We start from the raw sequence: 24,389 nt of genomic DNA, 5'->3' as shown, positions 1-24,389 counted from the left end.
ACGCACGCCCGGCGAGTGGGCGGGCTTTCCCCTCCCACCCGTGGCGCCACCTGTGCGACGGTGGAGGGGCATGAGCCAGCGGGCCACGCCGCGCACGACAACGGGACAGTGGGTGGGGCGCTTCGCGGGGCCGGCCGTGGCCGCGCTCGTGTACTTCGTCCCCTCCGGCCTGCACGCCATCCCCGGCATGGGCCACCGCCCCGCCGCGGCCGCCGCCGTCGCGGCCTGGATGGCCCTCTGGTGGTTCACCGAGGCCTTCCCCATGGGCTGGACGGCCCTCTTGCCCCTGGTGCTCTTCCCCGCCCTGGGCGTCTTCGGGGACGGCGGCGTGCTGGTGGCGGTGGGCCGCTCCGCGCAGCCCTTCGTGGACCCGTACATCTTCCTCTTCATGGGCGGCATGGCCCTGGGCGCCGCGCTGGAGCAGTGGGGCCTGCACCGGCGCATCGCCCTGCTCATCATGCGCGCCATCGGCACCGGGCCCCGGCGCCTGCTGCTCGGCATGCTGGTGGCCACCGCCGCCGTGTCGCTCTGGATTTCCAACACCGCGACCGCGGTGATGATGGTCCCCATCGGCATGGCCCTCATCGCCCAGCTCGAGGCGACGGAGGGCCGCCGGCTGGAGCACTTCGGCGCGGCGCTGATGCTGTCGGTGGCGTACGGCGCCAACGTGGGTGGCATCGGGACCAAGATTGGCTCGCCCACCAACTCCGTCTTCGCGGGCGTGGTGTCGCGGCGGCTGGGCAGCGACGTGGGCTTCCTGGAGTACATGGCCGCCGCCCTCCCCTTCGTCCTCCTCTTCGTCCCACTTATCTGGCTGGTGCTGTGGCGCTGGGGGCGCAAGGACGCGATGGGCCCCGGCCAGGGCGGCGACGTCATCGCCCGGGAGCTGGCCGGGCTGGGCCGCCTGTCCGCGGGGGAGCGCGTGGTGGGCGCGGTGTTCCTCGTGGCGGCGGTGCTCTGGATTGCGGGTGATTTGCTGCGCCCCCTGCTCGCCCCCCTGGTGGCGAGCGCCTTCGACGGCTTCAAGCTGGGAGGCAAGCACTACGAGGCGACGGTGGCCGTGGTGGGGGCGCTGGTGCTCTTCGCCGCGGGCCGGCTGTCACTGGCCGCGCTGCGCCGGGTGCCCTGGGACACGCTGCTGCTGCTGGGCGGAGGCTTCGCGCTGGCGGCCGGAATCGAAGCGAGCGGCCTGTCCGCCTGGCTCATCACCCGCCTGTCCGGTCTGGAGTCGCTGCCCGCGCTCGCCCAGTACGGCGTGGTGGCCGGCACCACCATCCTGCTGTCGGCCATCGCCTCCAACACCGCCACCGTGAATGTCATGCTCAACGTGCTGCCCGGCACACGGCCGCTGCTGGCGGTGAGCACCTTCGCGTCCTCGTGTGACTTCGCCCTGCCCGCCGGCACGCCGCCCAATGCCATCGTCTTCGGCAGCGGCTATGTGCGCCTGCCGGTGATGATGAAGGCCGGAGTGCTGCTGGACGTGCTGGCCGCCGGGCTGCTCACCGTCTACGGGCCGCTGTGGGTGCGGTGGGTGCTGCCCTGAGCGGCGCCCGGACGCTCAGCCGAGGCTGTTGAGGGCGGTGACGAACACCCAGCGGGCCCCGTCGTGCAGCACCATCAGCCGGATGCGCACCTCGCGCGAGCCCCAGGGGAAGTTGAACCGGAAGTCGAAGCGCTCCGTCGCGTCCTCGCCGCGCGCCACCAGGGCGTCCAGCCGGCCCCGGAAGGCCGCCACGTTGGTGCACGGGGCAATCTCCTCGAAGAAGCGCCGGCCCACCGTGGCCTGCGCCGTCCGCCGGGCCACCGCCGCCTCGGCCGCGTTGTAGGCCACCACCCGACCTTCCCCATCCAGCTTGATGGCTCCGAACGGCAGCCGGTCGAACTCCTCGGCCGACATCGCGCGCAGCCGCTCGCCGGTGAGGGAGTCCGCATCCATGAGTCGCTCCTTCATCCCTGCCAGGCCTCCCGCGCTCTCACCGAACGTCTGGCAAGGCGGACCCATGCCCTGGAAGGCCGGATGCGGGCTGTCCACGCGGGTGCGCGAACGCGGCCAGGGGCTGTCCGGGGCTGGAGCCGGGCGGGCGCGGGAAGGCGCGCCCGGGTGCCCGGCGTCACGGCAAGGTCAGGACTGCTCGCCCTCGCCGGCGAGGTAGCTGAGGATGACCTCGTCGAGGCTCTTCTCGGAGATGAGGTCCTCGCCGAACAGGGTCTCCACGCCGACCTCGTTGATCTTCGGCTTCTCCTTCATGGCGCGGGCGGCGGCCACTTCGGGAGGCAGCGCGGAGACCGCGGGCACGACGGGGGCCTGCGGCGGCGGCGGGCGCGGGGCCATGGACTGGCCGGGCTGCATCTTCACCGGGGCCGTGTCCGTCTCCAGCTGGCCCGGCTGATAGCTGCGCGCCGTGGACTCGAAGCTGTCGTACACGCCGTTGATGAGGTTGCGCAGCATCTCCTTGTGCTGCTCCTCCATCAGCTCGCGCACGACCTCCGACAGGTTCTCCGCGTTGAGGATGTCCGCGTAGGACGTCTTCTTCGACGCGAGGATGTTCCCGCCCACGAACAGGTGGGTGATGATGTGGGGGTTGTTGACGCCCGAGTCCTCGGTCTGGACGTGGTAAACCTTACCCTTGTGCTTGATGTTGTGGTTGAAGCCGGTGACGGCTTTCTCGAAGGTTTTCGTCATCGCCGAGGGCCCGGAACGTACCAGTCGGGTCCCCATGACACAAGGAAGCCGTCACCGCGGGTTCGCTCTTGCGTCAGCGCGCCTGCCCTCCGGGCGCGAAGCAGGCGTTCCCCGGCCGCTGCCCGGCCGCTTCCGGACCCGTCCTGAAGCCACCGGCCGTGCAGGCCCTCGCGTTCCTGGCCCGCAACGTTGAAAAGCCGAAACAGGCTGGGGTACGTACTGGCTGACGTGAGTGGTGCTCAACGCCGCCGACGTCCAGGACTCCACGGATGAAGAAAAACGAGATCAAGAACAAGGTGCGCCAGCAGGACGCCCAGGTGCTGGCTCAGGGCTATTCGCCCGCCATCCGCGCGATGGAGATCAGCTCCATCGTCGCCTTCGTCTCACTGGAGCTGGCGCTGGTGTACCGGCTGTGGGGCAACCCCCATGCCGGCACCTGGCTGCTCCTGAGCGCGGTGCTGCTGGGCTACCTCGCCGCGGACTTCGTGTCCGGCTTCGTCCACTGGCTGGGGGACACCTGGGGCTCCACGGAGATGCCCATCCTGGGCAAGGCCTTCATCCGGCCCTTCCGCGAGCACCATGTGGACGAGAAGGCCATCACCCGCCACGACTTCGTGGAGACCAACGGGAACAACTGCCTCATCTCCATCCCCGTGGCCATCATGGCCGTGGCCATGCCCATGGGCGGCCCGGGCTGGGTGTTCGCCTCGTCCTTCCTGGGCGCGATGATCTTCTGGGTGATGGCGACCAACCAGTTCCACAAGTGGTCGCACATGGACTCGCCGCCCGCGCTCATCGGCTTCCTGCAGCGCGTGCACCTCATCCTGCCGCCGGACCACCACCGCATCCACCACACGGCGCCGTACAACAAGTACTACTGCATCACCGTGGGCTGGCTGAACTGGCCGCTGCAGGTGGTTCACTTCTTCCCGCTGTCGGAGCGCCTCATCACCTGGGCCACCGGCCTGCTGCCGCGCCAGGACGACATCGGCGACGAGGCCGCCCGCGCCCTGGTGGCGGTGCAGGTCTCCACCGAGGCGCCCATGGTCCAGGCCGCCAAGGAGCTGCTCACCAAGGCCACCAGCGCCGAGGAAGCCGCGCCCGTCTCCACCCGCCCGTCGGCCTGAGCCACGGGCGCGGGGGACGCCCGCCAGGGCCCGGGGCCGTGCTTCACGGCCCGTCCGGCGCCCGGCGGCGTCCCGCCCCTTCACGTCAGTCCGTCAGAACGTCAGGTCCACCTGCTCGGCGGCGGGGATGGGCCGGCCGAGGAAGCGCGCTCCCACCTCGGCGAAGCGCTCCGGCACGTCGGTGACGTAGTACGCGTGAGACGGCGCCGCCTGGCCCGCGAGCGCCAGCCCGCCGCGCTCCGCGAGCAGCGCCGCCACCGCCTCCGCCGTGGCCTCCGCCGAGTCCACCAGCGTCACCTTCGGCCCCACCACCTCCGCGATGACGCCCTTGAGCAGCGGGTAGTGGGTGCAGCCCAGCACCAGCGTGTCCACGCCGTCGCGGGCGAACTCCGTCAGGTACTCGCGCGCCACCAGGAAGGGCACGTCCCCGGTGGTCCACCCCTCCTCCGCCAGCGGCACGAAGAGCGGGCAGGCGCGGGCCTTCACCCGCACCCGCGGGTCCGCGGCCTCCAGCGCGCGCTGGTAGGCCCCCGAGCGGATGGTGCCGGGGGTGGCGATGACGCCCACCCCGCCGCCCCGGGTGCGCGCCAGGGCCGCCCTCGCGCCGGGGGCGATGACGCCCACCACCGGAATGGGCAGCGCCGCCTCCAGCGCCGGCAGCGCCACCGCGGTGGCGGTGTTGCAGGCCACCACCAGCAGCTTGATGCCGCGCTCCACGAGGAACTCCGCGTTCTTCAGGGAGTAGCGCGTCACCACCTCGCCGGACTTCGTGCCGTAGGGCACCCGCGCCGTGTCCCCCAGGTACACCGTGCTCTCGTGGGGGAGGTGGGCCATGAGCGCCTTGAGGACCGTGAGGCCCCCGACACCCGAGTCGAACACCCCGATGGGGCTGTGGCTGCTTTGCCGCATGGACAGTGTCCCTATCACGTTTGATGCCAACGCCCGCCGGCCCCCCAGACGCGACGAAGGGCCGGAGCCTTGCGCTCCGACCCTCCGTTCACCTCACGACCGGGCAGGCGTTTTTACTGCCGGAAGATGGGGACCAGCAGCGCGCCGTTCGGGCCCGGGAACCGGTGGGCCTCCACCTCGATGAACGGCCCCTCCTCCGGCGACCAGTACTCGCGGCCATCCGCGGCCCGGGCGTAGATCTCCACCTGGTAGCGGCCCGGACGCAGGAACTCGTACACCACCGGAGCGTCATTGCAGCCGTGCCCGTCGCCGAACATGCCGTACACCAGCTCGCCGGTGAACACGTCGCGGAAGTTGACGCGGACCTCGTCGATGCGGGCCTGCGAGCAGCTCAGGGTGGAGCCGCCGGCCACGATGTCCCACCGGATGGAGGCGCCGCCGATGGCCCACATGGAGGCGGTGTGCGACGTGGGAGCACCGGCCTGCGTCACCATGAGGCCGTTGTAGTAGTACAGGGGCATGTCGTCCCGGTTGAGCGCGACGAACTCCAGCGAGTGCTCCCCCGGCTCCAGGTACGGCGTCTGGATGCTGTTGGCGCCATGGCCCCGGGTGCAGTCGAAGCGCGCCCACTCGCCGTCATTCACGCGGACCTCCACGGCGGTGATACCGGCCTGGGTGCAGCTGGGGCTCGGGCTGGAGGTGTTCGCCGGGAACAGCCAGCTCACGTAGGCGAAGGACGGCGGGCTGCCCGTCGGCGTGAGGTCCACGCTCACCGTCACGTCGCCGTCCACCCGGAAGGTGCCGCTCGCCAGGTAGAGCTGCTCGTTGCCGTAGCTGACGCCTTCGATGGTGAAGCTGTACACGCCCGGCACGAAGTCGTGGAGGACGATGCCGTCGAAGCCGTTGGCCTGGCAGGGATAGAAGCCGTCATTCGCGAGGCGCTCGCCGGGGATGACGATGTTCACACCCTTGATGTCGCGGTCCTCGTCGCAGCGCAGTCCGCCGAACGTCCAGCGGAACGTCACGTCGCCCGGGTACTCGGGAGAGTTGTCGTGGATGACACAGCCTGGAGTGACCGCCGCCAGGGCGAGGAATGCGACCAGCAGTCGGGAGTTCATGGGGGACCCGTTCGTGGGGTGGTGAGGTGTTCGGCCCGTTACAACCCCTCGGACGAGCAGCCTCGGGAATTATTCACCCGCACCGGCAAGCCGTTTCAAGCAACCGGGCGTGTCCCCTTTGTTTGACCCTGTTGTTTCGGAGTGTTACGCGCTGACCCCCATGACGCCCCACCTGCCCCTGGCGCTCGGCGCCATGAACTACGTGGAGATCATCCGCGATGCGTCCTTCATCGAGCTGGCCGTCCTGCTGCTCCTGATGGGCGTCTCTGTCGCCTCCTGGGCCCTCATCGCCATGAAGGCAACCCAGCTCTCCAAGGCTCGCGCACAATCTCTCACCTTCCTCGACACCTTCTGGAAGGCCTCTCGGTTGGAGGCCATCTACCAGACGGCCCAGAAGCTCGACGGCTCGCCGCTGTCGAAGGTCTTCTGCGCTGGCTACGAAGAGCTCAGCAAGCTGGCCCAGGCCAAGGAGGGCGGCGCCGAGGGCGCCATGGCCGAGCGGCTGGGCGGAATCGAAAACGTGGAGCGCGCGCTCAACCGTGCGTCCACGGCGCAGATTACGGAGTTGGAGAACCGGGTGTCCTTCCTGGGCACGGTGGGCGCGGCGTCGCCCTTCGTGGGCCTGTTCGGCACGGTCATCGGCATCCTCAGCGCGTTCAACCAGATTGCCGAGCAGGGCAACGCGACGCTGGCCACGGTGGCCGCGCCGGTGGGCAACGCGCTGTTCGCCACGGCGGCGGGCCTGTTCGCCGCGATTCCAGCGGTGGTCGCCTACAACTCGTTCGTCAGCCGCATCAAGGTGTTCGACACGGAGATGGCGAACTTCTCCGCGGACTTCCTCAACATCATCAAGCGGCACTTCTTCCGGTAGCCGGAGACGACCATGGGAATGGGCGGAGGCAACCGCGGCGGTGGGCGCACCACCATGAGCGAAATCAACGTCACGCCCATGGTGGACGTGATGCTGGTGCTGCTCATCATCTTCATGGTGACGGCGCCCCTCATCCAGCAGGGCGTCAAGGTGAACCTGCCGGAGACGAAGGCCGCGCCGGTGGAGGCCACGGAGAAGAAGCTGGTGCTGTCCATCGACGCCGGGCGCAAGGTCTACATCGGCGACGCCGAGGTGGCGCTGGAGGAGCTCCAGGAGAAGCTGGCCGCCAACGCCAAGGCCCAGGCCGACAAGGAGGTCTACCTCCATGCGGACCGGGACGTGCCGTACGGCGTGGTGGTGGAGGTGATGGCGGCGGCCCAGCGCGCCGGCATCAGCAATGTGGGGATGATTACGGACCCGACACCGGGGGCCAAGACGTCCAACACGGGCAAGGGCAAGTCGAAGGAGGCGAAGCGCTAACCCATGACGGACTCCGCGGTGAGCCACAGCCTGCTCGTCACACGCCCCACGCGGCTGTCGCGCTTCGTGGGGGCGTCCGTGGTGGGCCACATCGCCGTGCTGCTGGCGGCGGTGCTGTACGCGCGCTTCTCGGGTGGCCCCAAGGTGGACCTGAACGCGAAGCCCATCAACGCCACGCTGGTGCGCCTGGGCAAGCCCAGGGACTCCAAGCTGCTGCCGCGCAAGGAGCAGCCGCCGCCTCCGGTCAAGGAAGTGCTCGCCCCCAAGCCCGCGCCGGAAGCGCCGCCCCCCGCGCCCACGCCCGCCGCGGTGGCGGTGCCGATTCCCGGCGTGAAGCCGGAGCCCTCCGCGCCGCAGCCCGCGCCCCAGAAGGGTGAGAAGACGGGCGAGGACCGGCGCAAGCGCCTCTTCGGCGCCTTCGACAAGACGGCCAAGGCGGCCGAGCCCGAGGAGCAGGAGGGCGCCGAGGATGGCGACCCGGACGGCGACTCGGCCAAAGCCGAGGGCGAGCGCTACTTCGGCCTGCTCCAGTCGCAGGTGCGCCGACACTACAACGTGGCGGACACCATCCCCGAGTCCGAGCGCCTGCACCTCAACACCGTCGTCGCCGTGCGGCTGGGCCGCGCCGGCGAGGTGCTGGACGTGAGCCTCACGAAGCCCAGTGGCAACGATTTGTTCGACTCCGCCGTCGTCACCGCCGTACGCAAGGCCGCGCCCTTCTCGCCTCCGCCGGACCACCTGCGGGACACGCTGCAGAAGAGCGGCGTCAACCTGAGCTTCAGACCGAACGCCCTATGAAAGCCCTGCTCCTCTCCCTCGTCCTCCTCCCGCTCGCGGCGCTCGCGCAGGCGCCGACCATCGAGATTTCCGGCGCCAACTTCCGCCCGCTGCCGGTGGCCGTACCCGCGCCGGTGACGCAGAACGACGGCGGGAAGAAGCTGGCGCCCGCCTTCGACCAGGCCTTCAGCTTCGACCTGGCCGCGTCCGGCATCCTCCAGGTGCTGGACCGCAAGAGCTTCACCGCGGACCCGACCGAGGGCATGACGGCCGGCACCATCAAGTTCCCCCGCTGGGCGGACGTGGGCGCCGAGGCGCTCGTCAAGGTCTCCCTGGCGCAGGACGGCGGCACGCTGCGCGGCGAGCTGCGCCTGTTCAACGTGGGCACCGGCCGTGAGGACCTGAAGGTCGCGAAGGACGCCCCGGCGGACAACCCGTCGCTGCTGGCGCACCGGCTGGCGGACGCGCTCTACCGTCACTTCACGCGCGAGCCCAGCCCCTTCCTGTCGCGCATCACCTACGTGCGCAAGGCCGGCAGCAACCGCGACATCGTGGTGGCGGACTGGGACGGCGGCAACGCGCAGAGCCTCACCAAGGGCGGCATCAACATCCTCCCCGGGCTGAGCCCGGACGGCGCGAAGGTGGCCTTCACCACCTACCGCAAGGGCCGGCCGGACATCTTCGTGCAGGCGCCGGGCGGCGAGGCGCGCTCGGTGGTGTCCGAGGGGCAGATGGCCACCGGCGCGGCCTTCTCACCGGACGGCAAGCGCATGGCGTACGCGCTGGCGGAGGGTGAGAGCGCGCAGATCTACGTGGCCAGCGCGGACGGCAGCGGCGCGAAGGCCGTCACCGACACGCCCTACGGCCTCAACACCAGCCCCACCTGGTCGCCGGACGGCAAGCGCATCGCGTTCGTGTCCAACCGGGGCGGCAGCCCGCAGATCTACGTGATGGGTGCGGACGGCTCGGGCGTGCGGCGGCTCACCTTCCAGGGCAACTACAACCAGACGCCGGACTGGTCTCCGCGCGGCGACCTCATCGTCTTCACCGCGCGAGACGAGCGCAACGCGTTCGACCTGTTCACCGTCAACGTGGACACCGGCAAGGTGACGCGCCTGACGCAGGACCAGGGCAGCAACGAGGAGCCCGCCTTCTCTCCCAACGGGCGGCTCATCCTCTTCACCACCACGCGCAATGGCGGCTCGCAGCTGTTCGTCATGACGGCGGACGGCAGCAGCCAGCTCCCGCTGCGCGCCGAGAAGGGCACCCTGCAGACGCCTGACTGGGCGCCCCTGCCGCAGGCGCAGTAGCGGCGTTGACAGGGGGCGCCGGCTCGGGTCGAGTGCCCGCGCATGAGTGCCCCCTTCCGCAGCCACTGGAGCCTGGACCCCGAAGTCGTCTACCTCAACCACGGCGCCTTCGGTGCCTGCCCCACCGCCGTGCTGCGCCGCCAGTCCGAGCTGCGCGCGCGCCTGGAGGCGGGGCCGGTGCGGTTCCTCCACCGCGAAATCGAGCCCCTGCTCGACGAGGCCCGCGCCACCCTGGGCGCCTTCCTCGACGCGGACCCCGACGACCTCGCCCTCGTCACCAACGCCACCACGGGCGTGAACACCGTGCTGCGCTCGCTGCGCTTCGCACCCGGTGACGAGCTGCTCACCACCGACCACGAGTACAACGCCAGCCGCAACGCGCTGGAGTACGCGGCCTCGCAGTGGGGCGCGAAGGTGGTGGTGGCAAAGCTGCCCTGGCCCATTCCCTCGCCGGACGCGGTGGTGGACACCGTGCTGGCGCACGTGACGCCGCGCACGCGCCTCTTGCTGGTGGACCACGTGTCCAGCCAGACGGCGGTGGTGATGCCGGTGGCGAAGCTCGCCACCGCGCTGCGCGCGCGGGGCGTGGAGACGCTGGTGGATGGCGCGCACGCCCCGGGCATGCTGCCGCTGTCCCTGCGCTCGCTGGGCGTGGGCTACTACACGGGCAACTGCCACAAGTGGCTGTGCGCGCCCAAGGGCGCGGCGTTCCTCCACGTGCGCCGGGACTTGCAGCCCGGCATCAAGCCGCTGGTCATCAGCCATGGCCACAACTCCGGGCGCAAGGACCGCTCCCAGTTCCGGCTGGACTTCGACTGGACGGGGACACACGACCCCTCGGCCTTCATCTGCGTGCCCGAGGCGATTCGCGTCATGGGGGGCCTGCTCCCCGGCGGCTGGCCGGCGGTGATGGAGTCCAATCGCGCCAAGGCCCTGGCCGCCCGGAAGCTGCTGTGCGAGCGGCTGAAGGTGGCGCCCGACTGCCCTGAGGAGATGGTGGGCAGCATGGCCACGGTGCGCCTGCCCGACGGCTTCCCCGAGCGCCCCGCGCCCCCGACCTTCGTCGACCCGCTCCACCTGCGCCTCTTCGACGAGCACCGGATTGAAGTGCCCATCGTCCCCTGGCCGAAGGCGCCCCAGCGTCACGTGCGCGTGTCCGCGCAGCTCTACAACACGCATTCCGAGTACGAGGCCCTGGGCGACGCTTTGGAAGCGCTGCTGCGTTGAGTAGTCTCCGGCGGATGCCGCGTTTCGCCACCATCGACGTGGGAACCAACTCCGTGCTGCTGCTGGTCGCCGAGCGCACCCCCGAAGGACGTTTCGAGCCCGTGCTGGAGCGCGCGGAAATCACCCGCCTGGGCCGGGGGGTGGATGCGACACGCCGGCTGTCCCCGGAGGGGATGGAGGCCACGCTGTCCGTGCTGGAGTCCTTCGCCCGCGAGGCGCGCGAGCAGGGCGCGGAGGCCATCGCCGTCTCCGCCACCAGCGCGGCGCGCGACGCGCAGAACGGCGCGGAGTTCATGGCGGCGGCCAAGGCGCGCGCGGGTGTCACGGTGGAGATCATCTCCGGTGAGCTGGAGGCGCAGCTCTCCTTCGCCGCGGTGCACGCGGACTTCGCATCGGAGGCGGCCGGTCCGCTGCTGGTGCTGGACATCGGCGGCGGCTCCACGGAGTTCATCTACGGCAACCGGGCCGGGCACGTGGCCTTCCGGCACAGCTTCGACGTGGGCTCGGTGCGGCTGACGGAGCGCTTCGTGCGCTCGGACCCGATGACGGCGGAGGACCGCGCCCGCGTGGAGGCCCACCTGCGAGACACCTTCCGCACGCTGCCGCCACCTCCGCCGGGCGCCGCGCTGGTGGGCGTGGCGGGCACGGTGACGACCCTCTACGCGCTCCAGCACGCCATCGACCCGTACGACGCCGAGCGCGTCCACGGCGGCACCCTGTCCCTGGCGGAGCTGAAGGCGCTGGTGGACCGGCTGTGTGGCATGCCGCTGGAAGCGCGCCGCGCCCTGCCCGGCCTGCAGCCCAAGCGCGCGGACGTCATCTCCGCGGGCGCCCTCATCCTCCTGGAGTCGGTGAAGGCGCTCGGCCTTGAGACGTGTCGCATCAGTGACAGGGGCCTGCGCTGGGGCCTGCTCGCGCACCGCTTCGGAGCCGGAGCCACCTCCACATGAACGCCTCTCCCACGGCCTCGCAGGCAGCGCCCGTCGCGCCCGCGTCAAACGCAGCCTTCGCGCTGACCATCCTGACGCTCATCAACCTGGTCAACTACCTCGACCGGTACATCGTCGCGGTGGCGCTGCCGGACATCCAGAAGGAGTTCGGCATCAACGACACGCAGTCCGGCCTGCTGGGCACCATGTTCATGGTGGTGTTCATGCTGGCCTCGCCGCTGGGGGGCTACCTGGGAGACAGGTATCCCCGGAAGCTGCTGGTGGCGGGCGGCGTGCTGCTGTGGAGCCTGGCCACGGGCGCCAGCGGGCTCGCCACGACGTTCATCGCGCTGCTGGTGGCGCGCTCGGTGATTGGCATCGGCGAGGCGGGCTACGGCGCGGTGGCGCCGAGCATCATCTCCGATCTGTACCCGCGGGAGATGCGCACGCGCATCCTCGCGTTCTTCTACACGGCGATTCCCGTGGGCGTGGCGGCGGGCTACGGGCTGGGCGGGTGGCTGACGCAGAGCTACTCGTGGCACGTGGCCTTCTACGTGGGCGGCGTGCCGGGGCTCATCCTGGGCGCCATGGCCTTCTTCATGCCCGAGCCCCGGCGCGGGGCGATGGACGGGCCGGACGCACAGACGAAGATGCCCTTCATGGTGGGCCTGAAGGGGCTGGGGCGCAACGGTGCGTTCTGGGCGGTGACGGCGGGCTACACGCTGATGACGTTCTCCATCGGCGGGCTGGGCTTCTGGATGCCCACGTACCTGGTGCGCGAGCGAGGCCTGGCCCAGGCGGAGACGGGCACCACGTTCGGCGCGATTACGCTGGTGGCGGGCCTGGTGGGGACGGTGGTGGGCGGGTGGCTCGGGGACCGACTGGACCGCAAGCGCGAGGGCGGCGGCCTGTGGATGTCGGGCGTGGGGCTGCTGCTGGCGGCGCCGGCCATGTACCTGGCGGTAAATCTCAAGGCGATGGGGCCCACGTACGCGGCGATTGCCGTGGCGCAGTTCCTCATCTTCCTCAACAGCGGACCCATCAACGCGGCCATCGTCAACTGCGTGCCGCCGGCGTTCCGTGCCTTCGCCATGGGGCTGAACGTGCTGTTCATCCACATGCTGGGGGATGCGATTTCGCCCACGCTCATCGGCTCCATCGCCGACGCGGCGAGCCTGCACACCGCCATCGAGGTGAACTCCGTGCCCGTGCTGCTGGGCGGGCTGGCGCTGCTGGTGGGCGCGAAGCTGTTCCGCGAGGCCGTGCCCCGGATGCGGTGACGCGCCTCAGGGCGTCGCGGGGGTGGACTCCAGCTTGGGCCGGTACTCGCCGGCCAGGCGCTCCACCTCCGAGGCCAGCCGCTCTCCGTCGGCGAGCAGCCGCGCCTTGAGGCCCGCGCGGTTGCCCAGCGTGAAGAAGACGATGATGTCCTGACGGAGCGACTCCCAGCGCTCGGAGAAGTAGAGCGTGAAGAGGGCCAGGGGTGGCACGAGGAGGAACGTGGCCACGGCCGCTGGCGCTCCGACCCACACGCCCGCCGCGACGGTGAGCGCGGCCCACCACACCAGCGCCACGACGAAGGCGGTGAGGAACTTCACCGTCGCCTGCACGTCCAGCTCCGCCTTGCGGCTGGCGGCGCGAGGCACCTGGTAGGGCAGCCAGAACAACACCAGGCCCAGGGCGAACAGGGGCAGCCCGAGCAGCAGCGCGAGCAGGTTCTTCACCACGAAGGGCACCACGTTGCCGGGGCGGTACTGCAGGGCGAGGTCCTTCGGGCCGGCGGCCTGCACCAGCTCCATGCGGTGCTTGAAGGAGGCGAGGTGCACGCGGAGGCTCTCGAAGCGCTCCGGCTCCTGCGTGCGGAAGAGCTGCACGCCGCGAGCCCACAGGCGCAGCCGCTCCGCGTCCAGCGCCCCGCCCTGCTTGAAGGCATAGAGCTGCTCGGCGAGCTGCACCAGCGGCAGGTCCGCCCACTGCTCGAGGTTGAGCGTCACGGCGCGCAGGCCCTCGGCGATGCGCTCGGTGAGGCGGCGCGCGGCGTCCTGCTCGGCGGCGGGGTCCGTGGGGAGGAAGGGGCGCACCTCGATGGCGGGGCCCACGTCGATGAGGACCTCGCTGCGGAAGACGTGCTTCTCCGCGTAGGTGAGGCCCACGGGGACGATGCGCACGGGAGCGCCTTCCTTCGCGGCGTTGAGGGCGATGCGCGCGGCGCCCGTCTTGAGCTCGGCGAGCCCGGGCTCGGAGTGGCTCTTGCCCTCGGGGAAGATGGTGATGGCGCGGCCCTGGACGAGCGCGCCCTTCGCGGCGTCGAGCGTGCCCTCGTTGCCCGCCATCTTCGTGGGGTCATCCTGCTTGCGATACACGGGCAGCGCGTCCAGGCCGCGCAGCAGCCAGCCGATGACGGGCAGCTTGAACAGCGGCGCCTTGGCGAGGAAGGTCACCTTGCGCCGGGTGAGGATGAACACGAGGGCCGGGTCGATGAGGCCGTTCGGGTGGTTGCCCACGAAGAGCACGGGGCCCTCCGGCTCGGTGGCGGGGGCATTCACCTTCACCCGGTAGAAGAGCCGCAGGAACAGCGCGACCACGGCACGGACACACGCGTAGAACACGGTGGAGACTGTAGCGCAGAGTGGCTCGGCAGGCGTCTCCGCTCCCGCGTGGGGTGCGGGTGCTACGCTGGCGGTCATGCGTTCCTGCCCGTGGCTGGCGCTCCTGTGTCTGTGCCTCGCGGCCTGTGCCGGTGGCGGGCGGCCATTGCGTCAGTCCATGGGACCGGGACCAGGGCCTGGGTGCTCGAATAGCTTGGACTGTGCGTGCAAGAACGGCTCTGCGTCGGCGTGCGAGCAACTGGGGACGGTGCCCAAGGTGTCCAAGCCCAAGCCCCCGAATCCGGGGCCGGTCGTTCCACCTCAGGCGGCGAAGGAACTGGAGGCGGAGGACGATGGCGAGCCCTACGACCGCTGCAATGACCTGTACACGAAGTGCATGGAGCAGGCGAAGGTGGCGAACCGCCGGAACTCCGGTGGGTATGGGTCCAGCGTGTGCCAGCAGTGCCTCGAAATTTGCGAGCGCCGTGGATACTGGCCTACCAAGACGAATGGAGGAAGAAAGTGCCCCGCCGTCGAATGACTCCCAAGCAGAAGCTCGAAATGGAGTTTGGAGAGGCGATCGGCTGGACCGAGATTTCACTCCGGCGTCAGAACCACGCAGTCTTCAGGGCCGAGATGCTGCGGTTCCTCCGAAAGATGCAGGCTAAGGCGCATACAGAGTTCGTGCGCCGCGAGATGGCCAGGCGGGTTGCCGAGAGAATACTGTCCAGAGCATGCATGCCCCCTCAACCCGAGGCGACACTCACCCTCGAGTTCAAGCGCATGAACCGGCTTGGATACTCCAACATCGACCGGAGAGTTCACATCGCCGCCATGCTTGGCAGGTGGGTCCAACTGGGCAAGGAAGACTCCCCCATCGTCAGGCCCTTCATCGCGGACACGGCACGGCGGCTCCGGTGCGTGAAGCGCGGGCGCTTCAAGCGGGAATGCATGAAGGACATAGAGCAGGCCATGGTCCGCACCGGCATGAAGCCAGGTTGAGCCAGGATCCTCGGCTTCACGGACAATCTCCAGGGTAGTACCCTTCGCATCCGACATGGCACGTACACGCACGAAGCAGTCGACCAGCGGGCTCACGGGCGGGATGGACACCTACGTGAGGTCCCTGACGCTCCTGCGCGACGACGTGCCGGACCTCTCGAAGTACCCCTTCAGCATCCCGGCCCTCCGCGAGCTGGAGACGCTCGACTTCCACCCTCAGGTCACCTTCTTCGTCGGTGAGAACGGCAGCGGCAAGTCCACCCTAGTGGAAGGCATCGCCGTGGCCGCCGGCTTCAACGCGGAAGGCGGCAGCCGCAACTTCAACTTCGCCACGCGGCGTTCCGAGTCCAGCCTCCACGAGTACCTGCGCCTCGCCCGGGGAACCCGCAGGCCCAAGACGGGCTACTTCCTCCGCGCCGAGAGCTTCTTCAACGTCGCGACAGAAACAGAGAACAACTCCGACGCCCTGGCCGCCTTCGGCTCCGTCAGCCCCCACGAGATGTCTCACGGCGAGGCCTTCCTGACGCTGGTGCGCGAGCGCTTCTCCGCCAACGGCCTCTACGTCCTCGACGAGCCCGAGGCCGCCCTCTCCCCCCAGCGCCAGCTCAGCCTGCTCCGCGCGATGCACGAGCTCACGCGCGAGGGCTGCCAGTTCATCATCTCCACGCACTCACCGCTGCTGCTCGCCTATCCGGACGCGCGCATCTACCACCTGTCGGAAGCCGGCATCGCCCCGGTGGCCTACGAGGACACCGAGCACTACTCCCTCACGCGCGACTTCCTGCTCAACCGCGAGGCGTACCTCCACCGGCTCTTCAAGGACTGACCTGCCCGCCGAGACTCACGGGTACCGGTCCACCACCTGGATGACGCCCGTGTTGTCCTGCACCACGGAGAAGCCCTTCATCGGGCTGGGATAGGCAATCAGCCCCTCGCCGTCCTTGTCCCAGCGCGAGTCCAGGAGGATGCCGCAGAAGGGCACCGACATCGCCCCGCTCTCCGGCAGGAAGATGCGGTCATACCTCCCGAACACGCGGTGCTTCGTCACGTACAACCGCCCGCCGATGCGCGCCCCGGGCAGCGTCTTCTCTCCCTCCTCGCGCGGCAGGGCAATCACGAAGCTGTAGTTGTACCGGGCCGGCCCTGGGTGGTCCTGGATGGCGTCCACGATGACGGGGACCTTGTCCCCCGGCTTCAGCCCCAGCCGCTCCATCTGCAGGAGCGCCCCCCGGGGACAGTCACCCTCCGGCGGCATCCACTTCGGGCGCTCCGGCTTCGCGTCCTTCGCCTGCGTGTGCCGGCAGCCCCCCGCGAGGCCCAGCACCATCAGAGCCGCCATCCACCCCGCCCAGCGCATGCGCACCCTCGCCTCCTCAGAACGTGCCGATGCTGAAGTGGAACTGCGTGGTCGCCTCGTTCACCGCCTCGTCCGGGTCCAGGTTGAAGCCCACGTCGAAGGCCAGCGGGCCCACCGGCGTCACGTACCGCAGGCCCGCGCCCGCCGCGTACCGCAGCCGGCCCGGGTCGAACTGCGTCCTGTCCAGCCACAGGTTGCCCGCCTCGAAGAACAGGCCCAAGTCCAACGACGTCAGCGCCGGCAGCCGCAGCTCCGCCTTGCCCAGCGTGAAGAGCTCACCGCCCTGGCTCGCCGGCACCTGCCCCGCCAGCACTGCCTTCAGCTCCGCCGAGCACCCCGACGGCGTAATCAGCGCCCGGCAGTCCTGCAGCCGCTGCCGCACCACCCCACGCACGTCCTCCGGCAGCACGCCGTCCTCGCGAAAGCCCCGCAGGCTCGACGAGCCGCCCAGGTAGAACAGCTTCGAGCCGATGGCCTGCGCCTCCGGCTCCAGCGGGATGATGGTGCCCGCGCGCGCTGACAGCGCCACGCTCGCCCGCCTTCCCAGGGGGATGTAGCCGCTCAGGTTGCTCGACAGCTTCACGCCGTCAATCGGGTACTCCGTCACGCGGTTGCCCGCCACGTCCGTGGGCCTCACGCTCAACCCGCGGGTGAACTCCGCGCTGGAGACGAACACCACCCCGCGCCGCGGATTCGCCGGGTCGTCCCGGAAGTCCAGCGTGGCCGACGGCCGCAGCGAGTGCAGCGTGAAGTCTCCGAAGGGATAGCGCAGCCGCTCCTGGTCCGCCCGGTTCAGCAGCTCCAGCACGCCCGCGCGCGAGCGCAGCCGGTTGTTCTCCACCTCGTACGACAGGGACAGGTTGAGCCACGAGGCCGCCGCCCAGTTCAGGGCCGCCGCCGCCGCGAAGCGCGTGGACACGTACGAGGGCCGGTGCACGCGCTCGCCAATCAAATCCAACCGCGCGCCCACCTCCAGCGGCAGCAGGAAGAACAGCCGCGGCTGTGCCAGCGCCAGGTTGCCCCGGCCGCCCAGCCCGCTAAGCCCCTGCAGCTCCGCATCGCAGCCTGGCGCCACCCCACCGTCCGGCGTGCGCTGGTCGCAGGCAACGCGCCGGTCCTCCGACAGCGCCTCGGCGCTCCAGCCCGCGTAGTTCACCTTCCCGCGCGCCAGCAGGCTCAGCCCCAGCCCGTCCAGGTTGCGGTAGGCCGCGTCCACGGAGATTCGCGGACCGTCCACCAGGAAGTAGCCACCGGACACCTCGCCATCCAGCCGGGGCCGCTCCTGCACCGACACCAGGACGTCCTTCGTCTCCTCGCGCCGCGTGGGGTCCGCCAGCGCCACGTCCACCTGACGGAACACGCCCAGCCGCGCCAGCCGCCGCTGGCCCTCCGTCAGCTCCTCCAGCGCGACGGGCTTGCCCTCCTCCAGGTTCAGGTTGCCCAGCACCAGGTCCAGGTCCGTCCGCGTCAGCCCCTGCACCAGTATCTTCCCCACCCGCACCTGGGGCCCCGGGTCCGCGCGGAACACCACCGTCGCAGCCTGCCCGTCCTCGCCGACGCCCGTCTCCGTGGTGGCGCGCGAGAAGAGGTAGCCCCACTGCGCCAGCGAGTACTCCAGCGCCTGCCGTGCCTCCTCCACCTTGTCGAAGCTCAGCGGGTCACCGCGGCGCACCTTCGCGTTCGCCGCGAGGAGCGGCACCTCCTTCGGCACACCCTCGAAGCGCACGTCCACCACGCGCGCCTGCGGCCCTTCCTCCACGTCGAAGTCCGCCACCGCCGTGCGGCCCGTCACGTCCACCGTCAGCCCGCGGAACGTCACCACCGCGGAGAGGAAGCCCTCCTCGCGGTACGCCTCGTTCATCGCGTCCATGGCCTCCAGCCACGCGTCCTCCACGTACACCGTGGACGGGTCCGGCGGAGGCTCCAGCTCGCCCACCTCCGGGCCATGGCGGCCCTCCACGTCCAGCGGGTCGTCCAGCAGGCGCAGGTCCAGGTCCTGCCGAGGCTCGCCCGCGCGCACCCTGTCCACCAGCAGCGTGCGCAGCCGCTCCGAGCCCAGGCCCGCGTTGCCGTGGAAGCGCACCTCGGTGACCTTGAGGGACTGGCCCTCCTCGACGTCGAAGACCAGCGCGGCCCGCTCCCCATCCGGACGCACCACGTCCCGGGGCCGCACGCGCACGTCATGGAAGCCCCGGTAGCGGTAGAAGGACTCGACCCGCCGCGCCAGCCGGCCCGCCACCACCTCGTCCAGCGACTCCGCCGTGTCGTGTGCCAGCACCCGCTCCAGCAGCGCCGGAGGGAAGCGGTGGTTGCCGTGGAAGCGGACCTCGTACCGCGGCCCCGCTGCCAGCGGCACCGCCACCGAGGCCGCGCTGCCCTCCACCAGCACCGCGGGCGTGCCCACCTGCGCGCGCCAGTGCCCCGCCTCGCGCAGCAGCGTGCGCAGCCCATCCAGCCCCGTGTCCAGGCGCGCCCGGTCGAACACCTCGCCCGGCCGCAGCTCCAGCACCTCCAGCAGCCGGGGCAGCGGCAGGCCCGGACTGCCGGAGAACGTCACCATCTTCACCCGCGTGGGCACGCCCTCGTCCACGATGAGCGTCACCGCCACGCCGTCCGTCACCGGCTCCTGCCGCGCCGTCACCTTCGCGGAGTCGTAGCCCTTGCGCTGGTACGCCTGGAGGACGGCGGACACCGCGCCCTCCAGCTCCTCCGCGTCCAGCGGCCCGCCCTCCAGCAGGCCGCTCGCGTCGATGAGCTCGCCCTCGGACAGCACCGCGTTGCCCTCGAAGCGCAGCCGCGCCAGCCGTGCCACCGGCGTCAGCTGGAACACCAGCCGGACTCCGCCGGGGACGTCCACCGCACGCGCCACCACGTCCGTGAAGCGGCCCGTGGCCCACAGCTGCTCCAGCGAGCGCCGCACGGCGCCCGGCGACAGCGTCTGCCCCTTGCGCACCGCCACCAGCCCGCTGAGGCCCTGCGCGTCCGCGCCGCCCGGCAGGTGCAGCTCCACCGCGACGACGGTGGGCGAGGACTCGCCGCCCTCGCCGGACTGCGCCACCGCCGCGCGTGCGCAGAGCACGCACAGCAGCAGCACCCACGCCATGGCGGCGCGGGCTACTCGACCTCCCAGCTGAGCTTCAGCTCGAGCCCGAGGTTGCCGAACGAGGCTTCGCTGTTCTCGTTGTCCCACTGGGCCTGAGCAGAGAGTCGGTCGTCGAAGCGGTACTCGGCGCGCGCCCGCGTGCCGCGTCCGCTCACCGGTTGTGTCATTCCGATTTTAAGCTGCTCGCTCAGGAACTTCGACTCCAGTTGTGCGGTGGGCTCCGCTTGCCGGGTGGCGTCGTTGTAGGTGGTGGCAATCTGCAGGGACAAGTCCCTCAGCACCGGGTTGCTGGGCAGGAAGCGCTGGAGCTGCCGGTCCAGGCCCGACACGTTGAAGAGGGCCTCGGCCGCCAGGCCGGCGCTCGCCGTGGCCGCCGTGTCCCGGTCCGACGAGGTGAAGCCCAGGGTGAGCAGGGAGACGATGTCCCCCTCTACCAGCGCCGGCTCCGAGGAGAGGAGGATCTGCGGGTCCGCCGGCTTGCCGAAGGCGTGCAGCTTCACCACGTACTCGCGCACCTGCGTCTGGGCCTGCACCTCGAAGACGGGGTCGATGCTGGTGGGGTCCTGGAACTCGAGCTGCCCCTGGCTGATGGTGAAGGGGTTGTTGCGGAAGAACGCCTGGCTGCCCTCGGCCAGCTCCATCCGCCCCAGCAGGCCCGGCCGCAGGTCCGTCCCCGTCAGCCGCAGGTCGCCCAGCAGGCGGGCCTTGGCCAGGTTGTTGTCCACCCGCACGTCGCCCAGGTGCACATTCACGTCCCAGATGACCCACGGCTTCTGCGGCTCCCCCGAAGCGGAGGTGGAGGACGACGCCACCACGTGGCTGCGCTTCTGGAGCGACTTGAGCAGCGACTCCACGTCCAGCGCCTTCTGGTAGCGCAGCTTGACGATGTCCAGCCCGCCCGTGACGGTGAAGCCCTGCGGCGGGCCAATCACCTGGAGCAGTCCGGAGAAGGTGGCCGGCAGGTCCTCCGTGAGGCGGTAGGGCACCTCGTCCAGCTGCACCGTGAGGCCCAGCCGCTGGGGCAGGAAGCGCTCCAGCCGCACGTCACCGCGCGCGGACACCCGGCCCTCGTTGAGCTGGGCCTGGAGATGCTCCAGCAGCACGCGCTGGCCCGTCATCTCCAGGCGCGCGGACAGGTTGCGCACGTTGACGGGCCAGTCCCGCAGCGCCAGCCGCAAGTCGAGCAGCTCGACGATGCCCACCACCGACGGCGACTCCAGCGTGCCGGTGGCCTCCGCGTCCACGGTGACGCGGCCGGTGGCGCGCTCCACCATGGAGGGGAGCATCGACTCCAGCAGGCGCACGTCGCCGCCGCCCCGCAGGGTGACGGCCATGCCGCGCGGGCTCATCCACCCGCCCAGCGACAGGTCCACGTGCTGGCCCGTGAAGCGGAAGGGCTGCACGTCCAGCCGCCCGCCCGCATAGGCCAGGACGATGGGGCCCGCGTTCTCCCCGCGCAGGTCGTCGCGCGACAGCACCAGCCGGTCCACCGTGGCACTCACCTGCGAGCCGGCGGGCGCCAGCAACAGCCCCTTCGCGCTCACCGTGCCGGCGAGCTGCCCGGAGACGCCGGCCCACACCGGCCCCGACGGCAGCAGCGGCCGGATTTCCGGCAACGACAGCGAGCCCTCCGCCTCGTAGGGCCAGTCATCCTGGACGGTGATGCGCACCCGGCCATTGGCGTCCTGGAAGGGCTGGCCCTTCACCTCGAAGTTCCGGCCCACCAGCTGCCCGGTGAGGCTCATGGCGCCCAGGTTGCGGTCGGCGAAGCTGACGCTCGGGGCCTTCAGCGTGGCGTCCACCACCGGCACGTCGGCGGTGCCGGACACCGTGCCGTCCATCACCATCGTCCCCTGGATGCCCATGGGCGTCGCCAGCTCCGGCCCCACCACCTCCGCCAGCGACAGGGCGGCCCCGCCGAAGCGGTAGTCCAGCCCGCCGGCGAAGAAGAACGTCCCATCCGCCCACGTGCGCCCCAGCGGCCCCTTCAGCTCGGTGCGCTCCAGCACCATCGCCTTGCCGTCCACGAAGCGCAGCCGCAGGCTGCCATCCCCCAGGCGGCGGCCGTAGTAGGCGGTGTCCTTCACGTCGAAGGCCACCAGCCCCTCGAGCTTCTCCACCGGGCTGTCCACCTCCACCCGCCCCGTGGCCGTGCCGCTCACCGTCCCCTGCAGCACCCCCAGCGAGGGGCTGAGGCCGGCCACCACGTCCACCAGGTCCTCGGTACGCCCCTGCGGGACATTCACCTCCAGCCGCAGGCCCAGCAGCCGCCCGAACTCCACGCCCGCCTTGCCGTAGTACTGCGTGCGCCCCTTCTGGCCGGTGAAGGAGGGGAAGCCCAGCACCCCGTCCGAGTACGCCAGCTTCCCCTGCAGCACCCCCAGCGAGAGGTTCCAGAAGACGAAGTCGCGCATGGACAGGCCCGCTTCAATCTTGACCTCCGACGCGGGGCCCGAAATCGCGTACGTGGCGCTCCCCCGCCCCGCCCACTGCAGGCCGGCGATGTGGCCGAAGTCCGCCAGGTCCAGGTCGCCGTGGCCGTGGATGTCCAGCCCCAGCCCGTCGCCGATGAGCAGGCCCACGTCCCCATGCACGCGCGTGCGGCCGGACTCCGCGGTGATCTGGTTGAAGGACACGCGGTCCGCCTGCAGCTTCACCTGCGCCTGGGCGCGGCCCTTGTCGAACTCCAGGATGGTGAGCCCGTCCGCCTCCGGCGCGTCGTAGGCGCGCGTGGCCAGCACGAAGGGCCCGGTGCGCAGGTCCAGCGGCCCCGCCAGCGAGAAGCGCGGCAGCAGGTTGCCGGACAGCTTCGCGTCCAGCGTGGCCGGGAAGTCCACCCACGAGCCCTTCACGCCGGCCCGGTCCAGGATGCGCCCCAGCGACGCCTCCTCCGTGGACAGCGTCACCTCCAGCGGGAAGTTGGGCGTCAGCCCCAGCCGGGCCTCGGCGCGCACCTTCCCCGCGCCCACCGGCACCACCACGTCCTCCACGCGGACCTCGTCTCCCGAGTACGACAGGCGCGCGGTGAGGTTGGTGGGGCCGAACCTGTCGTAGCCCAGCCCGCTGCCGGACAGCTCCAGAGAAATCGCGGGAGAGGCTGGCTTGCCGGCGATGGACACGCGCGTCCAGAGGTGGCCGGTGGCGGGCTTCGGCACCAGCTTCGCCTGGGACAGCGTGCGCAGCGGCAGGAACACCTGCGCGTCCAGCGCCAGGTGCGGGTCGCACAGGGACTCCACGCGGCCGGACACGGTGGTGGTGATGTCGTCCAGCGACACCTCCGCGCGCTCCAGCTCCAGCAGCGCCTCGTCCGGGTCCACCGCGCCCGCCACCGCCAGCTGTGCCAGCGCCAGCTCCTGGCCGTCCGGCCCCAGCCGCACCAGCCCGCGGCGCGCCTCCACGTCCAGCTCGATGACGCCCCAGCGCTCCACCCAGCGCACGTCCAGCTCGCCCACCTCCACGCGGCGGCCCTCCGGCAGCGCCAGCCGCAGCTCCGCGCCGGTGATGTCCAGCCGCGCCACCCGCAGCCGCTCCAGCGGGTCCAGGAAGCAGCCCGCGGGCTTCTTGCCGGGCTCGGGCGGAGACGGCTTCGACAAGTCCAGCGTCACGCGCGGCCGAGAGGCCCGCACCAGCGCCAGCGTCAGCCGGCCGGTGAGCGGCCGCAGGAAGCCGAGCTGCACCTCCGCCGTGTCCGCCGCCACCAGCGGCGTGTCCGTGCCCGGCAGGAAGAGCGAGAAGCCGTGCACCAGCACGCGCGAGCCGAGCGGGTCCAGCTCACAGCGGCCGATGCCCACGTCCAGCCCGAGCACGTCCGGCAGGTTGCGCCGCGCCAGCGTGCAGGCCACCTCCCACGAGGCCTCCATGCGCAACAGCATGACGCTCCCCGACAGGACGAGGAGCACCAGCAGGAGCGCCGTGCGCGGACCGTTGCGGCTCGGGGAGGCCAAAGCCGCTACAGCTTACCCAGCCCTTCGAGGTAGCGGTCGATCTCCGCCAGATCCACCTTGCTATTGGACGTCCGGGGGAGGGCCGTGACGGAGGCGCCTGCCCGCTCGCCTGCTTCCTGGGCGGGCGTGTTGATGCCCTGCAGGCCCAGGTTCTTCCCGATGCGGTGCACCAGCTCGGCCGAGACAGTCTCCTGGCGCGCCAGGAAGGCCTCGAAGAGGGCATTGTCGCACAGCGTGTTGATGACGCGCGGCGAGCCGGACGAGTGCTGGTGCACCGCCAGCAGCGCGTCGGGCGAGAACGGCATGCGCGGGCAGCCCGCGAGCCGGAGGCGGTGCTTCACATACGCCTCGGTGGACTCGGCGGTGAAGGGCTCCAGCTTGTAGCGCATGGCCACCCGCTGCGCGAGCGGCGGGTCCAGCTTGAGGTTCTTCTCGATTTCCGGCAGCCCGAAGAAGACGAAGGAGATGAGCTTGCGCTCCGGCACTTCCAGGTTGAGCAGCCCCCGGAACTCCTCCATCAGCTCGCGCGTCTCCAGCATCTGCGCCTCGTCGATGAGGACGACGGCCTTCTTGCCGGACTCGTAGATCTGCAGCAGGCGCTGGTACAGCTGCGACAGCAGCGCCAGCTTCTCCTGTGCCGGGTTCTCCACGCCCAGCTGCAGGGCGATGCGCCGCAAGAGCCAGTTGGCGGTGATGCCGGAGTGGATGATGACCAGCAGCGCGGCCTCGTACTCGGACTCGGGCAGCGAGTCGAGCATGCGGCGCGCCAGCGTCGTCTTGCCCGCGCCGATGTCGCCGATGAGGATGGACAGGCCCTTCATGTAGCTCACGGCGTGCATCAGCCGGGTGAGCGCCTGCGAGTGCTGCGCGGAGTTGTAATAGAAGCGGCTCACCGGAGCGTTGGAGAAGGGCTCCTGGGTCAGCTCGAAGAAGTCGAGGTAGGTCGTCATGGGCTCGCCGAACC

At 70.7% G+C, this 24,389-nt stretch carries 20 protein-coding genes; 11 read left to right on the top strand and 9 right to left on the bottom strand.

What is annotated here, in order from left to right; all coding sequences use genetic code 11:
- Positions 1 to 70: 70 nt before the first annotated feature.
- Positions 71 to 1,543, top strand: a complete 1,473-nt coding sequence (locus LXT23_RS42590; RefSeq protein ID WP_253986229.1) for an SLC13 family permease — start codon at positions 71 to 73, stop codon at positions 1,541 to 1,543.
- A 15-nt stretch (positions 1,544 to 1,558) separates the two neighbouring features.
- On the opposite strand, the gene LXT23_RS42585 is transcribed toward LXT23_RS42590, so the two are convergent.
- Complete coding sequence (locus tag LXT23_RS42585) at positions 1,559 to 1,951, bottom strand: PAS domain-containing protein (protein WP_253986228.1); 393 nt, start codon at positions 1,949 to 1,951, stop codon at positions 1,559 to 1,561.
- Between the two features lie 171 nt (positions 1,952 to 2,122).
- Positions 2,123 to 2,683, bottom strand: coding sequence for a hypothetical protein (locus LXT23_RS42580; protein ID WP_253986227.1), 561 nt, complete (start codon positions 2,681 to 2,683; stop codon positions 2,123 to 2,125).
- A gap of 269 nt (positions 2,684 to 2,952) precedes the next feature.
- On the opposite strand from LXT23_RS42580, the gene carF reads away from it, so the two are divergent.
- Positions 2,953 to 3,810: a plasmanylethanolamine desaturase gene (carF, locus tag LXT23_RS42575; protein ID WP_253986226.1), complete on the top strand. Its 858-nt coding sequence runs from the start codon at positions 2,953 to 2,955 to the stop codon at positions 3,808 to 3,810.
- 93 nt (positions 3,811 to 3,903) lie between these two features.
- Here carF and murI read toward each other — a convergent pair whose 3' ends face one another.
- Complete coding sequence (murI, locus tag LXT23_RS42570; RefSeq protein ID WP_253986225.1) at positions 3,904 to 4,719, bottom strand: glutamate racemase; 816 nt, start codon at positions 4,717 to 4,719, stop codon at positions 3,904 to 3,906.
- 113 nt (positions 4,720 to 4,832) lie between these two features.
- Complete coding sequence (locus LXT23_RS42565; protein WP_253986224.1) at positions 4,833 to 5,837, bottom strand: hypothetical protein; 1,005 nt, start codon at positions 5,835 to 5,837, stop codon at positions 4,833 to 4,835.
- Positions 5,838 to 5,997: 160 nt separating this feature from the next.
- On the opposite strand from LXT23_RS42565, the gene LXT23_RS42560 reads away from it, so the two are divergent.
- From LXT23_RS42560 to LXT23_RS42530, 7 genes are read left to right on the top strand one after another with little or no spacing between them, the layout of a single operon-like run.
- Positions 5,998 to 6,708: a MotA/TolQ/ExbB proton channel family protein gene (locus LXT23_RS42560; protein ID WP_253986223.1), complete on the top strand. Its 711-nt coding sequence runs from the start codon at positions 5,998 to 6,000 to the stop codon at positions 6,706 to 6,708.
- Between the two features lie 12 nt (positions 6,709 to 6,720).
- A complete protein-coding gene (tolR, locus tag LXT23_RS42555) occupies positions 6,721 to 7,188 on the top strand; it encodes a protein TolR (RefSeq protein ID WP_253986222.1) in 468 nt (155 codons plus the stop codon).
- Between the two features lie 3 nt (positions 7,189 to 7,191).
- Complete coding sequence (locus LXT23_RS42550) at positions 7,192 to 7,986, top strand: energy transducer TonB (protein ID WP_253986221.1); 795 nt, start codon at positions 7,192 to 7,194, stop codon at positions 7,984 to 7,986.
- Positions 7,983 to 9,275 carry a Tol-Pal system beta propeller repeat protein TolB gene (tolB, locus tag LXT23_RS42545; RefSeq protein WP_253986220.1) on the top strand — a complete coding sequence of 431 codons (1,293 nt, stop codon included), beginning with the start codon at positions 7,983 to 7,985 and terminating at the stop codon, positions 9,273 to 9,275. The genes LXT23_RS42550 and tolB overlap by 4 nt, the downstream gene beginning before the upstream one ends.
- A gap of 42 nt (positions 9,276 to 9,317) precedes the next feature.
- A complete protein-coding gene (locus LXT23_RS42540; RefSeq protein WP_253986219.1) occupies positions 9,318 to 10,502 on the top strand; it encodes an aminotransferase class V-fold PLP-dependent enzyme in 1,185 nt (394 codons plus the stop codon).
- A 14-nt stretch (positions 10,503 to 10,516) separates the two neighbouring features.
- Positions 10,517 to 11,452: a Ppx/GppA phosphatase family protein gene (locus LXT23_RS42535; protein ID WP_253986218.1), complete on the top strand. Its 936-nt coding sequence runs from the start codon at positions 10,517 to 10,519 to the stop codon at positions 11,450 to 11,452.
- A complete protein-coding gene (locus tag LXT23_RS42530) occupies positions 11,449 to 12,711 on the top strand; it encodes a spinster family MFS transporter (RefSeq protein ID WP_253986217.1) in 1,263 nt (420 codons plus the stop codon). The genes LXT23_RS42535 and LXT23_RS42530 overlap by 4 nt, the downstream gene beginning before the upstream one ends.
- Positions 12,712 to 12,717: 6 nt before the next feature.
- Here LXT23_RS42530 and LXT23_RS42525 read toward each other — a convergent pair whose 3' ends face one another.
- The gene (locus LXT23_RS42525; protein ID WP_253986341.1) at positions 12,718 to 14,040 is read right to left on the bottom strand and encodes a lysophospholipid acyltransferase family protein; all 1,323 of its coding nucleotides are present in this window, start codon (positions 14,038 to 14,040) and stop codon (positions 12,718 to 12,720) included.
- Positions 14,041 to 14,556: 516 nt separating this feature from the next.
- Between LXT23_RS42525 and LXT23_RS42520 the strand changes: the two genes are divergently transcribed.
- Both LXT23_RS42520 and LXT23_RS42515 read left to right on the top strand, forming a co-directional pair.
- On the top strand, positions 14,557 to 15,021 hold the full coding sequence (locus tag LXT23_RS42520) for a hypothetical protein (RefSeq protein WP_253986216.1): 465 nt from the start codon (positions 14,557 to 14,559) through the stop codon (positions 15,019 to 15,021).
- A gap of 55 nt (positions 15,022 to 15,076) precedes the next feature.
- Positions 15,077 to 15,847: an AAA family ATPase gene (locus LXT23_RS42515; protein WP_253986215.1), complete on the top strand. Its 771-nt coding sequence runs from the start codon at positions 15,077 to 15,079 to the stop codon at positions 15,845 to 15,847.
- 15 nt (positions 15,848 to 15,862) lie between these two features.
- Here the strand turns inward: LXT23_RS42515 and LXT23_RS42510 are convergent, their stop codons facing one another.
- The 4 genes from LXT23_RS42510 to LXT23_RS42495 are packed head-to-tail and all read right to left on the bottom strand — an operon-like array spanning position 15,863 to position 24,375.
- A complete protein-coding gene (locus LXT23_RS42510; protein WP_253986340.1) occupies positions 15,863 to 16,378 on the bottom strand; it encodes a hypothetical protein in 516 nt (171 codons plus the stop codon).
- A 16-nt stretch (positions 16,379 to 16,394) separates the two neighbouring features.
- Positions 16,395 to 19,481, bottom strand: a complete 3,087-nt coding sequence (locus LXT23_RS42505; RefSeq protein ID WP_253986214.1) for a POTRA domain-containing protein — start codon at positions 19,479 to 19,481, stop codon at positions 16,395 to 16,397.
- 11 nt (positions 19,482 to 19,492) lie between these two features.
- On the bottom strand, positions 19,493 to 23,425 hold the full coding sequence (locus LXT23_RS42500) for a translocation/assembly module TamB domain-containing protein (RefSeq protein ID WP_253986213.1): 3,933 nt from the start codon (positions 23,423 to 23,425) through the stop codon (positions 19,493 to 19,495).
- A gap of 5 nt (positions 23,426 to 23,430) precedes the next feature.
- Positions 23,431 to 24,375 carry an ExeA family protein gene (locus LXT23_RS42495; RefSeq protein ID WP_253986212.1) on the bottom strand — a complete coding sequence of 315 codons (945 nt, stop codon included), beginning with the start codon at positions 24,373 to 24,375 and terminating at the stop codon, positions 23,431 to 23,433.
- Positions 24,376 to 24,389: the final 14 nt, after the last annotated feature.

The organism is Pyxidicoccus xibeiensis (genome assembly GCF_024198175.1).
GTDB lineage: Bacteria > Myxococcota > Myxococcia > Myxococcales > Myxococcaceae > Myxococcus > Myxococcus xibeiensis.
The sequence above is the reverse complement of the archived record's forward strand: the minus strand, read 5'-3'. Positions and strand labels throughout refer to the sequence as shown.